This is a genomic window from Marinomonas sp. S3726 (genome assembly GCF_000967665.1).
Lineage (GTDB): Bacteria > Pseudomonadota > Gammaproteobacteria > Pseudomonadales > Marinomonadaceae > Marinomonas.
On the sequence record NZ_JXYC01000024.1, the window covers coordinates 93,813 to 106,051 of the forward strand.

Below are 12,239 nucleotides of genomic sequence, written 5' to 3' on the forward strand. Positions count from 1 at the left end.
TAAGAGGCGAAGGTGCTCAAAAAATGAAACAAGCTTAATAAGGATGAAAAGCGTTTTAACCATGAAGATAGAGGTTGCGACTAAGTCTGATATGCAAGATTTTTTTACTTATCTGACTCTACAATTAGCAGATAACGGGCGCGGAGGTTCGCCTATGTTTCAGCCTGTGTCTCGTGATGATTCGATTGTTAGTGTGCCAACCAGACAAAAGTTTATGCAAGGTGTTACGACGCCTGTAGGAGAGCCCGGTTGGCGCTTATTATGGCTAATGAAGAATGACACTGGTGCAATTATGGGGCATGTGGATATTCGCCCTTATGAGGATGAGTATTGCCAGCATAGGGTACTGTTAGGAATGGGCGTTGATAGCCATTATCGACGACAGGGTTTGGGCCGTATTTTGATTGAACACTGTATTGCCTATTGTCATGATCAGGCGCAGATCAGTTGGTTAGATCTAAATGTGTTGTCGAATAATGAGGCGGCGAAACCGCTTTATTTGCATGCTGGATTTCAGGTTTTAGGTGAGGTTGAAGATAGGCCATCGTATTGATGGCGTGTCTGTGTCTGAAATCAGCATGGCTTTAAAAACGCATTAGTCTTTTCACATTAAGTGGTGAATACATCTTGTGAGAGAGTTGGTTAACTAGGTTCCTTAATAATGGGTTAGAAAAAGCATAAAGGACGAAATTGGTGGATTATATCGAAGTAAATAAGGCCGCTTGGGATAAGCGCGCTAAAGTGCATGTGGGCTCGAAATTTTATGATGTAGAGGCCTTTGTTGAGGGTAAATCGTCTCTTAATGAAATTGAATTGGCTGAGGTGGGCGAGGTAAAGGGCAAAAGCCTTTTGCACCTACAATGCCATTTTGGCCAAGACACCTTATCTTGGGCGCGAATGGGAGCTAAGGTAACAGGTGTAGACCTTTCGACTGAGGCCATTACTCAGGCAAGACAACTTGCAGAAACCATAGGGCAAGAGGCGCATTTTATTGCACAAGATATTTATACCTTTGGTGAAGAAAACCAAACTCAGTTTGATCATGTTTTTACCTCTTATGGTGTGCTGTGTTGGTTGCCCGATCTGGATAAATGGGCGCAAACAATCAACGCGGCATTAAAACCAGGTGGTCAGTTTAACCTGGTAGAATTTCACAGCTTTAATGATCTGCTCTCTGGTTATAATTACTTTGAGCAGCACCATGCCGATGTGGAAGAAGAGGGTACTTATACCGAAAATTGCGATGGTGAAACCTCTGTCATGATGACTTGGCCTCACCCTTTAAGTGAGGTTGTGAATGCTCTTATTAAGACTGGGATTCAGATTGAGTCACTAAATGAATTTCCTTATAGCCCTTATAATTGTTTTGAAGGCTTGGAACTTGTTGCGGGTAAAGGTTATCAAATGCTATTTAAAGGCCAGCAAGTCCCGCTTGTATATTCGATTAAGGGGCGCAAAGCCTGTTAGAAGGTTCGACTTATGCGAGCTGCTTGTAACGAACGATACCGAATTAATAAAGAGTGAATGAAGGAGCTAACCCTATGATGTCTTGCGATCAACATGATTATATTGAGCTGGTATGCGTTTATCGCTATCGGGTTGAGCTTGTTTTAGCGACAGGTGAGGTGCTTCAAGGGCAAGCATTGGACACAGCTTATAATGATGAACGCCAATCTTGTTTGTGTTTAAAACAAGGTGATGAAAAGCGCTTTGTGGTGTTAGACAATGTGGTTAGCATGTCAGCTTGTGAGCCTAACCCTCACTTTTCTGAGATTTCTTTTGTTTAATTTTATAAGCTTTTTTAGGGATTTTAGCCTCTTTCCATATTAGTTTTTATGAATATTTATGCCCCGTATAAGTGAGTGTTTACGGGGCTTGCCTCTATTTTTTATTCTGCTTTTGCTTTCTGATACCTTGTCTTGACTCTTTGTTCCTATGAATGCGCCTTTTTTATGAGGCTTGTTCAGTAGTAACTTGCTTGGCGTTTTTATAGAGTGGACGGCGAATTAGGTCTTAATGATGAGATCCTTAAAGCTCCAAAAAGGAAAGGGATAAAATGGACGATATTAAATTTGGTGTCATAGGAACAGGCAATATTGCAAATGTGGTGGCTAATGCCATTGAGGCGGTTGAAAGCGCAAGCCTGCTAGCTGTGTCTAGCCGTACTTTATCTAAGGCGGTATCTTTTGTTTCAGAGCGCAAAACGGCGATTGCGGTAGAAGGTGTGGATAACCTTCTTAAAATTCCTGAATTAGATGTGGTGTATGTGGCAACACCAACGGCCACAAAAGAAGCCATTGTTTTTGCTGCGATTGCAGCGGGTAAACATGTATTAGTGGAAAAACCATTACCTGCAAATGCCGCTGTTAAACGCATGATAGAAGCCGCTAAAACAGCGGGTGTGGTGCTTATGGATGCAACCCACTTTGTACATCATCCTCGTACAGAAGCCATTCGTGAAGCCATTCCAGCTAAGGTTGGCCAACCTAAGTCTTTGCACTCTGCTTTCTATTTCCCAATTGAAGATAAAGGCGATATTCGTTACGACCAAGAGTTAGAGCCGATGGGGGCGCTTGGTGATATGGGTTGGTATGCCATGCGAGCCGTCGTTGAATATCTACAGCCAAAAGGGAGTTTGAATAAAGCGGCATCTGTGGCGGAACGTGATGAAGAAACTGGTGCAATAAAGCGTATGTCTGGGGTGATAGGGTTTGATTCTGGTGAGAGCGCAACCTTTGATTTTGGTTATACCTCAGGCACAGGGATTATGGACCTGAACCTAATAGGAACAAGTGGCATGATCGCTATGGATGATTTTGTCTTGGACTGGCATAACAGTTTTGTTTTCCAAGAAGCAGATGTAAAAACGGGCTTTACGCATCGTACTCATATGGCGAGTCGTAAGGATTTTAACTTTATTGAAACGCCAGCAGAAAAAGCCGCTGATGTGATTATGATAGAGCGCTTTGTTGCCTTGGTAAAAGAGCAGGATGTGACAGCGTTAGATCAGTTTGCCGACAATGCGTTTAAAACTCAGCGCTTATTAGATGCGATTTGGGAAGTCACTGATTAACGCTTTCTTTTGTTTAAAAGCCATTCGTTCTTGAGTAAAGAATGAGTGGCTTTTTTTTGTGTTAAATAAATTGATTTTAAAGCAAATACTAACCTGTTAGATTAGGCCTAATCGAGATATTAAACGCTTTTAAGAAGGAGCATAAGTCATGATTGAGTGGCAGGTTAAGCGGTTTGAACAGTTAAAAATCGCTGATCTTTATGAGATTTTAAGGGTAAGACAAGAAGTCTTTGTGGTAGAGCAAAACTGCCCTTATCAAGATGTGGATAGCTTGGATAATGTGTCTTGGCACCTTTATACCAGTGATGAGAAAACCGATAAAATTTTAGCTTATCTACGTATTACTTATGCTGGCTGTAAATATGATGAAATCTCTATTGGTCGGGTGCTTACCACGGAAGCTGCCCGAGGCATGGGGTTAGGAAAAGCTTTGATTCAAGGTGCACTTGAGTTTTTAGATAAAGAAGCGCCAAAAAGCCCGATTCGTATTTCTGCTCAACTTTATCTACAAAAGTTTTATGAAGACTTTGGTTTTGAGGTGGTGTCTGAGCCGTACGATGAAGATGATATCCCTCATATTGAGATGCTGAGAACCCTCTAAACTGAATAGGTTTGCACAAATCTTCTAGCAATATTTTGAAGATAGTCATACCTTTTTATTTGTAATGGTCTTTTTAGTTATGCAGGTTTTAGAGAGTTAGGTAAATGTCACAGGCAGACAGTTGGGTACAATTAGAACAGGATAAGCGCACAGGGATAGAAACCTTTCGCGCTCATTTTAAAGGACATGCTTATGACCCCCATTGGCATGATACTTATCTGATTGGCTTTACTGAGCAAGGTGTACAGCAGTTTAATTGCCGTAAACAGATGTGCACCTCGTTAGAAGGCGGGAGCTTTTTATTAGAGCCTGGTGAAATACATGATGGTAATGCGCCATTAGAAGGAGGCTTTACCTATCGCCAGCTTTATCTGCCTGTGGCTTGGTTACACGATAATCTCGCCTCTTTATTTCATGATTTGCCCGATAACTTTGAGTTTAATACGGCTCAGAATTTGATGCAGGACAAACAGCTGACGGCCAGTATTTCTGCGGCTTTTAGTGCTTTGCATTATCAAGAGCCTGAGATTATTCGAGAAGCTTGCCTAGACCAAATGTTAACCCATGCTAGTAAGCATTTGAGCTGGCGCAAAAAAGCAGATCGTGATTTGCCTTTATCTTTTGGTAACCCTTGTGAATTGGCTTTAAGGACAAGAGAGTACTTAAGACAAAACATATATCAAGACATTAACCTTGAAGGCTTGGCCCTAGAGCTAGGTACAGACAGGTTTCGCCTGACTCGGCGTTTTAAAGCTGCTTTTGGGTTAGCGCCTCATGCTTATTTGATTCAATTAAGGCTGGCAAAAGCTAGAACCTTGTTGTCTCAAGGTATTTCACCTATCAGTGTGGCGAGTGATTTATGTTTTGCCGACCAGAGTCATTTAGGCCGCTGGTTTCGTCGTGCTTATCGTTTAACTCCTAGTGCCTATCAAAAACAAATTCTTAGAACTCAAATCTAAGTTTCTTACCTCTCTAATGCTTTTTTAGCCTTTTAAATATTCTCTAAAAAACAGCTGCTTATCTATTTTTATAAATATTCTGCTTATGCACAAAGCTTCCAGACTTTAAGGCTTGGGCAGCTGATACTAAACATTCAAATTACCCAAGTGACAGGTGTTTCTATGTTGAGTTTATACGTGAGTTTTTCTTTATTTTCCTTGGTGGCTTCTATCACACCAGGGCCAACCAATGTGATTGCCCTAAGTTATGGCGGCAAACTGGGAATCTTACGTGTGATGCCTTTCATTCTTGGGGCTTCGATTGGCACTGGGGTGATTCTGTTTTTTACGGCCATGGGGCTAACTCAATTTTTATTTGATTATCCTTTTGTGAAGCCTTTATTAGGTTTTGTTGGCGCCAGTTGGCTAAGCCTCATGGCGTTTAAGCTATTTAAGCTTAAGTCTATTTCGGCTGATGGTACTGGTCTAGAGGATAAACAAGGTCTGACTTGGTTACAGGGCTGTGGCTTGCAGTTTGTTAACCCTAAGAGCTGGATGATGTCTGTGACTGTTGCTAGTTTGTTTCCTAGCCAAGGTTTGAGTGAGCTGATCCATTATGTGGTGTTAGCCGTTTTATTTGCTTCAATTGCTGTACCTTGTATTTGTGTTTGGGCTTATCTTGGTAAGTTGGCTAACCGACACCTTAATAGTGAACAGCAGCAAATTCGTTTAAACCAAATACTCGCCATCTTATTGTTTTTAAGTGTATGGTGGGCCTTTATTCAAGCTTAATAAGCATATCGCTTTAGATCAAAAGGGAGTCTAGTGATAGTAAGACATATTTTATTGGTTAAGTTTACTCCTGAAACAAGTGAACAGGATTTGAGCCAGCTAGAGCAGGCCTTTTATCAACTGAAAGCAGATATTTCTGGCATCGAAGGGGTTGAGTTTGGTGCTAATACCAGCCCAGAAGGGTTAGATAAAGGTTATACCCATGCTGTTTTAATAACATTTACAGATGTTAAGGCGAGGGATGCCTACCTTCCTCATACTAAACATGAGGCTTTTAAAGCGATGTTTGTGCCTATGATTGCTGATATTCTGGTATTCGATTACGAGTTTTAAGCAAACAAAAAAGGGGAAGAAATCTTAATGATTTCTTCCCCTTTCTTTCATTTCTTTATTACTGATAAATAGGTGTTTATCTATCCAGTACCGGCGCTGAACTTAAATCCATCTCTTCTTCATCGTCTGAATATTTATTAGATGATGTTTGCATGTAAGACACTTGGTTACGGCCATTATGCTTAGCGAAATAGAGTGCATCATCAGCACTTTTGACCAGATTATCCAGGTTTGGATGAGCAATATCTGAGATACAAGCAACTCCTAGACTTACAGTAATTTGTATTTTGTGGGACTGGGTATCAAACGCGGCCTCTTCTATGGCTAAGCGTAATTTCTCTGCAATGACCTGACTGCCATTCTTTCCTGTATTGGGCAGAAGTATGACAAACTCTTCACCACCATAACGGGCAACTATGTCATTGGAGCGTATAGTTTTCTGGGTAATCTTGGCCAACAACGTGAGCACGTTATCTCCCGCTTGATGGCCATAGGTATCGTTCACAAACTTAAAGTGGTCCACATCAAAAAGGATGACGCTCAATTCCGTTTGAAACTTTTCATACTGCTTAATATCTTGAACTAATCTGGCTTCGAAGCTGCGGCGGTTATAAATGTTGGTAAGCTTATCTTTAGTGGCCATTTCTATCAGCTCTAGTTCATACTCTTCTCTGATCTGTTGTACTTTTTTATAGCCGATACCAATGACAAAGGCAGTAATAATGGCGACACCTGATAAGAGTAGCAGCATTTTATCGACCCACTCCATGTGAGCATCCATGGCTTCTATGCGGGCACTTATATCGTAATAGAGTTCGAATGCGCCAATAAATTGACCTTCTACCATGAGCGGAATATAGGTTTCGACAACATCGAGTGTTGTGACTTCTCCATCGAGTGAGCTTCCATTCTTTTTAACGAGTTTGGTAAAAATTTCACCTTTGGCGACCTGATTATGGAAATAACCCTTTTCATTTATTGTGCCTATGTCTTTATCTTGGGATGAGTAGAGAACTTCACCATCATGGCTAAATACCTTGCTTTTCCAAAGTAGGTAATCTTGTTCGGCTTCCTTTAAATAATTAATCGTGTCTGGTGACACGGTGAGATGGCCATTTTTAATATCTTGAATAACAACCCTTTTCATACGCGTTGCCGCACGATTTGCTTCATTTTCTGTGTTTTGTACGACGAGCTTGATAAAAGCAGGGTGGATAAAGTGACTTTCAATAAGAGGAGTGCCAATGGCAATGATTACGACGCAAAGTTGAATCAAACGTACCAAGGTAACTTGGTTGATTATGTGTGATTTTTTATTGATTCCAAGATGCATAGGTAACACTCCTTGTGTCTGTTTGGCTGTCCCTTGTAAATGAGTAAATTCCACTTCGACATCATTTAGTCTATTAACATTAGTCGTCCATTGCAGAAGGGGCAATATTGAGTGATTGCATTTCCTTTTTTCAATCAGGTAATAAGAGTAGTCATATTGGTACTTGGACCTTTAAGAAGTAAAACGCATGATGGAGCAACACAAGGGGGAATATAGAAAGCTATGAAGTTTCCATCTATTAGAGGCAGTTAATAGAGAGGTTTATTCACAGCTTCCTTGTTGCTCCATCATTTGCACTTAATAATTTGACCAGAGATACAGAGGCTTAAAATATAAATCTGTTATTAAGTGCATCGACCGTAATCGAAAACCTAGCATAAACTTGTTGATAATGATTATCAATAACTTTTAGAAAAAATTAATACTTAATATGAATTCTGTCGTCAATGATGAGAATTGTTAGGGGCGTTAATGAGGCTTGGCTACAAGGTCCGGTAATGCAATAGCCATTATGGGGCAAGAATAAAGCCCCATGAGTAGCACATTGAAGGTAGTCTTTGTTGTGGTCAAAAAAGTCATTTTCTTGCCACTCAAGTTCTATATTTCTGTGAGGACAAGCGTTCAAGTAAGCATAAACCTGACCTTCATATTTGATGATAAAACAGCTGAGATCATCAAACTTATATGATTTAGCTGTTTTTTCTGGCAGTTCACTGACAAGGCAGAGAGGTGTAGAGGGCATGGCTAGCTTGATAGTTTGCTGGCAAGTTCATCTGTTAGTGCTCTTTCACCTTGCCATTGGCTACAAAGGGCTTGTTTGATCTCAGGTAAAAGCAGGGTGATGTCTTGGCAAACTTCACCTAGCCATAAATTAAGTGCTGCCCATTCCTCTTCATTTGCCGTTTGTGCTGCGCTTTGTAGTAGCTCGCTCATATCAGCAGGGTCTTTCTTATCTAGGTTGGGTACTCTTTGGTGAATACCTTCGATGATATCGAGTTCATCGATTAGGTCTATGATCATCATATTTTTGTTCTCTTATTTTTCTGGCAATGGGCCTATGAAGTGAGTCTAAAATGGGTGTGTATGAGAGTCAATGACAAGAATCTTCTGTCAGAATTAAGGAAAATAAGCTTGCTTGATTGCACCCTAAATAAGCTGTCTTTATACTCTTGCCCATGAGTAAAACACGCCCTGTAAATCGCCCTACGAAAAAGCCTTCTGCTTCATCTAATAAGCCGAAAAAAACCTCGACCGCTAACTCCAACGCTAGGAAAACGAGCCGTAAAACGTCTCGACCTAGGGGCAAAAAGCCTATCAAACAATCTTGGTTTAAAAGGTTAATAAAACGACTCTTTGTTATCTGTTTTGTGCTGGGGTTAATCGCAGCCATTCCTCTTTCTGTTTGGGTATGGTGGTTAGATAAAGAGCTAGTACAGCATTTTGAAGGGCAAAAATGGCAAGTGCCGGCGGAAGTTTACAGTGCGCCTACCTTGCTACGTTCTGGTGATCAGTGGCGTAAACAGGACTTAGAGAAAAGTTTGCAACAAGCGGGTTATCGCTTTGGACGTAACAGCCAAGAGATAGGTTGGGCTGCAAGAAGCTCAACAAAAGTAAGTGCTCACTTAAGGTCTTTCTCTGATCACACTGGAAACTATCCAGCTCAGCGACGTATATTCTCTTTTCCAGATGGGCATCTAGAGATCAAAACTGTGGCGGGCAGAAAAGTCAGTTCAGCCATTTTAGAGCCGCAATTAATTGGCCATTTGTACGGTGGTAACAGTGAGAGCCGCATTCTACTGACTTATGACGAGATCCCTAAGCATCTCATTGATACCTTACTCGCGGTGGAAGACAGGGACTTTTATGAGCACATAGGGATTTCCTTTACCGGTATTGCTAGGGCGTTTTGGGTCAACCTACAAGCGGGTTCGCGTCGACAAGGGGGCAGCACCCTGACTCAGCAGCTGATTAAGAATATGTACTTAAGCTCTGAGCGAAGTTATAGCCGTAAAATCCGAGAAGTGATTATGGCGCTCTTGATGGAATATCGTTTTAGTAAGCAAGAAATTCTGACCGCTTATGTGAATGAGGTTTATCTAGCGCAACATGGTAATAAGGCAATTCATGGGTTTGCTGCCGCTAGCCAACACTTTTTCGCAAGGCCGTTAAAAGAGTTGAGTATAGATGAGATGGCGACCTTGGTTGGTACGGTAAAAGGGCCTTCTTTGTATAACCCTAAACGGCACCCTAAACGAGCGAAAGAACGCCGTGATGTCGTGCTTAACCTTCTGTATCAGCAAGATTTTATTACAGAGGCTCAATATAAAGTGAGCTTGTCTAAGGCCTTAAAAACACGCACTCAAGCGGGAACTCGTAGTTTGTATGGTGACTTCTTAGACCTGGTGGCTTTTCAATTGTCCCGGGACTTTGATAAGACGACGCTTGCTACTCAAAGCTTAAAGATCTACACAGGGTTAGATACGCGAGTTCAACAAGCTGTGCTGGAAAGTATGACCTCTCAAGTCAAAAGCCTAAAGCGTGCTAAAAAAGGCTTGAAAGACTTACAAGGCGCGATAGTGGTAACCGATGCTCATAATGGCCAAGTTAAGGCGATTTTAGGGTCGAGTGATGGCCATTACACAGGTTTTAATCGGGCTTTGGCCGCGGTTCGTCCTATTGGCTCATTAGTGAAACCGCCTATTTATTTAGAAGCTTTAGCGAATCGATCTTTCACTTGGTTAACCTTGTTGGAAGATGATGAAACACGTTTTGAAGTGGGGGGTGAGATTTGGGAACCGGAGAATTTCGATCACAAATATCATGGCAATGTGCCCATGTATCAGGCTTTGGCCAAGTCGTATAACTTAGCTACCTTGGACCTCGCTTATCGTATTGGTTTTGAAGAAGTTGGTGATGCTTTGCGCCGCCTTGGTGTGGAACGAGAATTTACCATGTTCCCTGCGGTAGCGTTGGGCGCGATAGAGCTTTCTCCATTTGAAGTAGCAAGGTTATATCAGCCGATTGCCTCTGCGGGGGAGTCTAGCCAATTAGGTATCGTGGCTTCTGTGTTAACGAGCGAAGGCGAAGTACTTAAAGAGTTTAGCCAAGATACACGTGTGCCATACTCTAAAGCGGCGCTTGCCACTTTACGAGATGGTATGAAGTTGAGTGCCCAGATTGGTACCACAAGAGCGGCGCAAGCAGCCTTACCTAACTTAGTCTTTGCCGCTAAAACAGGCACAACAAACCAGCAAAGGGACAGTTGGTATCAGGGTATTACTGCTGATTATTCCACTACCATTTGGTTAGGTGCTGATGATAATCATCCATTATCGATTACTGGAAGCTCTGGCGCGCAAAAGGTTTGGATTGAAATGATGAAACGATTAAACCCTACTTCTCTTGAGGAAGTTTTACCTCAAGGCAGTGAGTATTTTCAGGTGAGTCGTAATGAATTTAAGCTAGCGGCAGACAGGTGTGATGACAAGGTCACTCTGTCCTTTTTAGAAGGGACGGCACCAGAAGATAAAAACTTCTGTATCTGGCCGTTTTAGGTTCATTAAGTAAAAGGTTATCTCGTATTCAATTTGCAAGATGAGGCCGCTGTCTCATGTAGCCTCATCTTGCACTAATCAATTCGACTTGAAAGGTGATTAGTCGATTTCAGCCCATTCTTTATCGGCAACATCAATCAGTGATTGCTCACCGTCTTTACCTGCTTTTTTATTCCACTTGGCTAAGGTGTCACCCCAAAAACCATTGTAGTAAAGGTGGTTTTTGCCATTAATGATTTTGTAGCTAAGGGGATCAACTTCTACCTTATCACCATCTAGCATAGCCCATGCGCACCAACCGCCGTAAGCCGGTACATACTTTTCTGGGTTTTCACTAAATGCTAGGCGGTTTTCTTCATTCTCAAAGTAATAAAGCACCTGATTATGGCGGATTTGTAAGGCAGGGTAACCCTTCATAGGTTCTTCTGAGAAATAGCTCACCGGATCATAGCCCTCTAGGGCCAGTTGATCTTTATCAAGGTTAAGTTTTTTTGCGTTAACACCAGCGGTAAAAACTAGGGTTAAAACGAAAAGCATTAGCTTTGGTAAGAATGTCAGTTTTGAGTCAGTTGTGTGTCTATTTTTCATAATTCCTCCTGTAATTTAAGCTTTTGAGGCAGAAGTTGTTTAAAGGTTCCCGTCAAATTTACTTTTTATTTTCTATGTTGGGCACAGCCCTCTATACTTTTGTATGTTAGTTTAGGACTTAGTCATTAACTAACTGAAATCTAATTCATTAATTTTAAGATACTAGGCGTTATGTCCTTTTTTCGCGAAAAAAATAAATTTTTATCTATCTTTGTTATGGCGGGATTCCATACATTATCGGAGGCGGCACCAGGTGATAGGTGTGACTATTTAACCGCGACCGGTAATTCAGAATACCCTCCGTTTCTATGGCGTAAAAACCTAGAAACGAATCAACTATTAGGGACTAATAGCTTGATTATTAATGAGATTAGTCAGCGTTTAGGGAAGAGGATTGAGCTGAAACATACAGGCCCTTGGTCACGAGCTCAAAGGGAAGTTAAGAGTGGTCGCATTGATCTCATGGCAGGGGTGTTTTATACCCAGCCAAGAAGCCAATACATGGATTACATAGAACCTGCATTTCTTGAGACTCAGAGTGTGGTTTGGACGAATGCGTCGGCCCCATTTGATTACCAAAATCAACACAGTTTAGAAGGTAAATTAGGTGCTACTGTGATCAATAATAGTTTTGGTCAGGCGTTTGATTCTTACGCGGCCGAGCACCTTAATATCGCTACGGTTGCTAGTATTGAGCAAGCTTTTAAAATGCTGTTAGGTAAACGAGTGGATTATGTATTGTACGAAGAGTTGCCCGGTGAAGCTTATATTCAGCAGATTTGGAATTACTTTCCTTTCCAGATTCAAAAGCCAGCGGTAAGCAGTGAGGGGTTATATTTAGCCTTCTCACAAAACTCGCCCTGTAATAGTCAGGCTCTAAGGGAAGAGCTGGCTGGCATTATGAGTAATCTGACGCAAGAAGGCTTTTTCGAACAGATAAAGTTGAAGGGCAGTGCTCAGTGGTTATTAAAATAGTAAAAAAAGGAAGGCAAATGCCTTCCTTTTTTATGGCATTATTATGTAAGCT

At 41.5% G+C, this 12,239-nt stretch carries 14 protein-coding genes; 10 read left to right on the plus strand and 4 right to left on the minus strand.

The window, feature by feature from the left end; genetic code table 11:
* Positions 1 to 43 precede the first annotated feature (43 nt).
* The 8 genes from TW85_RS18165 to TW85_RS18200 all read left to right on the plus strand — a co-directional run bounded on the left by TW85_RS18165 (position 44) and on the right by TW85_RS18200 (position 5,737).
* On the plus strand, positions 44 to 553 hold the full coding sequence (locus TW85_RS18165) for a GNAT family N-acetyltransferase (protein WP_202904885.1): 510 nt from the start codon (positions 44 to 46) through the stop codon (positions 551 to 553).
* 140 nt (positions 554 to 693) lie between these two features.
* Positions 694 to 1,467, plus strand: coding sequence for a class I SAM-dependent methyltransferase (locus TW85_RS18170; protein WP_046018550.1), 774 nt, complete (start codon positions 694 to 696; stop codon positions 1,465 to 1,467).
* A 74-nt stretch (positions 1,468 to 1,541) separates the two neighbouring features.
* Complete coding sequence (locus TW85_RS18175; protein WP_046018551.1) at positions 1,542 to 1,787, plus strand: Rho-binding antiterminator; 246 nt, start codon at positions 1,542 to 1,544, stop codon at positions 1,785 to 1,787.
* A 269-nt stretch (positions 1,788 to 2,056) separates the two neighbouring features.
* On the plus strand, positions 2,057 to 3,073 hold the full coding sequence (locus TW85_RS18180; RefSeq protein ID WP_046018552.1) for a Gfo/Idh/MocA family oxidoreductase: 1,017 nt from the start codon (positions 2,057 to 2,059) through the stop codon (positions 3,071 to 3,073).
* Between the two features lie 148 nt (positions 3,074 to 3,221).
* The gene (locus TW85_RS18185; protein ID WP_082828023.1) at positions 3,222 to 3,674 is read left to right on the plus strand and encodes a GNAT family N-acetyltransferase; all 453 of its coding nucleotides are present in this window, start codon (positions 3,222 to 3,224) and stop codon (positions 3,672 to 3,674) included.
* Between the two features lie 104 nt (positions 3,675 to 3,778).
* Entirely contained in the window at positions 3,779 to 4,633 is an 855-nt protein-coding gene (locus TW85_RS18190; RefSeq protein WP_046018553.1) for an AraC family transcriptional regulator, read from the plus strand.
* A gap of 162 nt (positions 4,634 to 4,795) precedes the next feature.
* Positions 4,796 to 5,404 carry a LysE family translocator gene (locus TW85_RS18195; RefSeq protein WP_046018554.1) on the plus strand — a complete coding sequence of 203 codons (609 nt, stop codon included), beginning with the start codon at positions 4,796 to 4,798 and terminating at the stop codon, positions 5,402 to 5,404.
* A gap of 33 nt (positions 5,405 to 5,437) precedes the next feature.
* The gene (locus TW85_RS18200) at positions 5,438 to 5,737 is read left to right on the plus strand and encodes a Dabb family protein (RefSeq protein WP_238326253.1); all 300 of its coding nucleotides are present in this window, start codon (positions 5,438 to 5,440) and stop codon (positions 5,735 to 5,737) included.
* Positions 5,738 to 5,813: 76 nt separating this feature from the next.
* Here the strand turns inward: TW85_RS18200 and TW85_RS25635 are convergent, their stop codons facing one another.
* The 3 genes from TW85_RS25635 to TW85_RS18215 form a co-directional block, all read right to left on the minus strand.
* Positions 5,814 to 7,124: a GGDEF domain-containing protein gene (locus TW85_RS25635; protein WP_157196980.1), complete on the minus strand. Its 1,311-nt coding sequence runs from the start codon at positions 7,122 to 7,124 to the stop codon at positions 5,814 to 5,816.
* Between the two features lie 364 nt (positions 7,125 to 7,488).
* Positions 7,489 to 7,812: a Rieske 2Fe-2S domain-containing protein gene (locus tag TW85_RS18210; RefSeq protein ID WP_046018555.1), complete on the minus strand. Its 324-nt coding sequence runs from the start codon at positions 7,810 to 7,812 to the stop codon at positions 7,489 to 7,491.
* 2 nt (positions 7,813 to 7,814) lie between these two features.
* Positions 7,815 to 8,093: a hypothetical protein gene (locus tag TW85_RS18215; RefSeq protein ID WP_046018556.1), complete on the minus strand. Its 279-nt coding sequence runs from the start codon at positions 8,091 to 8,093 to the stop codon at positions 7,815 to 7,817.
* 152 nt (positions 8,094 to 8,245) lie between these two features.
* Between TW85_RS18215 and mrcB the strand changes: the two genes are divergently transcribed.
* Positions 8,246 to 10,624, plus strand: coding sequence for a penicillin-binding protein 1B (gene mrcB, locus TW85_RS18220; protein WP_052702287.1), 2,379 nt, complete (start codon positions 8,246 to 8,248; stop codon positions 10,622 to 10,624).
* 99 nt (positions 10,625 to 10,723) lie between these two features.
* Here mrcB and TW85_RS18225 read toward each other — a convergent pair whose 3' ends face one another.
* Positions 10,724 to 11,212, minus strand: a complete 489-nt coding sequence (locus tag TW85_RS18225) for a YHS domain-containing (seleno)protein (RefSeq protein ID WP_052702288.1) — start codon at positions 11,210 to 11,212, stop codon at positions 10,724 to 10,726.
* Between the two features lie 171 nt (positions 11,213 to 11,383).
* Here TW85_RS18225 and TW85_RS18230 point away from each other — a divergent pair, with 171 nt between their 5' ends.
* A complete protein-coding gene (locus TW85_RS18230; RefSeq protein WP_052702289.1) occupies positions 11,384 to 12,187 on the plus strand; it encodes a transporter substrate-binding domain-containing protein in 804 nt (267 codons plus the stop codon).
* The last annotated feature ends 52 nt before the right edge of the window (positions 12,188 to 12,239 follow it).

What these genes read in the sequence shown, in the direction of transcription:
- TW85_RS18165 (WP_202904885.1), top strand. Translation starts at nt 44, where the DNA reads ATGAAAAGCGTTTTAACCATGAAGATAGAGGTTGCGACTAAGTCTGAT.
- TW85_RS18175 (WP_046018551.1), top strand. Translation starts at nt 1,542, where the DNA reads ATGATGTCTTGCGATCAACATGATTATATTGAGCTGGTATGCGTTTAT.
- TW85_RS18180 (WP_046018552.1), top strand. Translation starts at nt 2,057, where the DNA reads ATGGACGATATTAAATTTGGTGTCATAGGAACAGGCAATATTGCAAAT.
- TW85_RS18185 (WP_082828023.1), top strand. Translation starts at nt 3,222, where the DNA reads ATGATTGAGTGGCAGGTTAAGCGGTTTGAACAGTTAAAAATCGCTGAT.
- TW85_RS18190 (WP_046018553.1), top strand. Translation starts at nt 3,779, where the DNA reads ATGTCACAGGCAGACAGTTGGGTACAATTAGAACAGGATAAGCGCACA.
- TW85_RS18195 (WP_046018554.1), top strand. Translation starts at nt 4,796, where the DNA reads ATGTTGAGTTTATACGTGAGTTTTTCTTTATTTTCCTTGGTGGCTTCT.
- TW85_RS18210 (WP_046018555.1), bottom strand. Translation starts at nt 7,812, where the DNA reads ATGCCCTCTACACCTCTCTGCCTTGTCAGTGAACTGCCAGAAAAAACA.
- TW85_RS18215 (WP_046018556.1), bottom strand. Translation starts at nt 8,093, where the DNA reads ATGATGATCATAGACCTAATCGATGAACTCGATATCATCGAAGGTATT.
- mrcB (WP_052702287.1), top strand. Translation starts at nt 8,246, where the DNA reads ATGAGTAAAACACGCCCTGTAAATCGCCCTACGAAAAAGCCTTCTGCT.
- TW85_RS18225 (WP_052702288.1), bottom strand. Translation starts at nt 11,212, where the DNA reads ATGAAAAATAGACACACAACTGACTCAAAACTGACATTCTTACCAAAG.
- TW85_RS18230 (WP_052702289.1), top strand. Translation starts at nt 11,384, where the DNA reads ATGTCCTTTTTTCGCGAAAAAAATAAATTTTTATCTATCTTTGTTATG.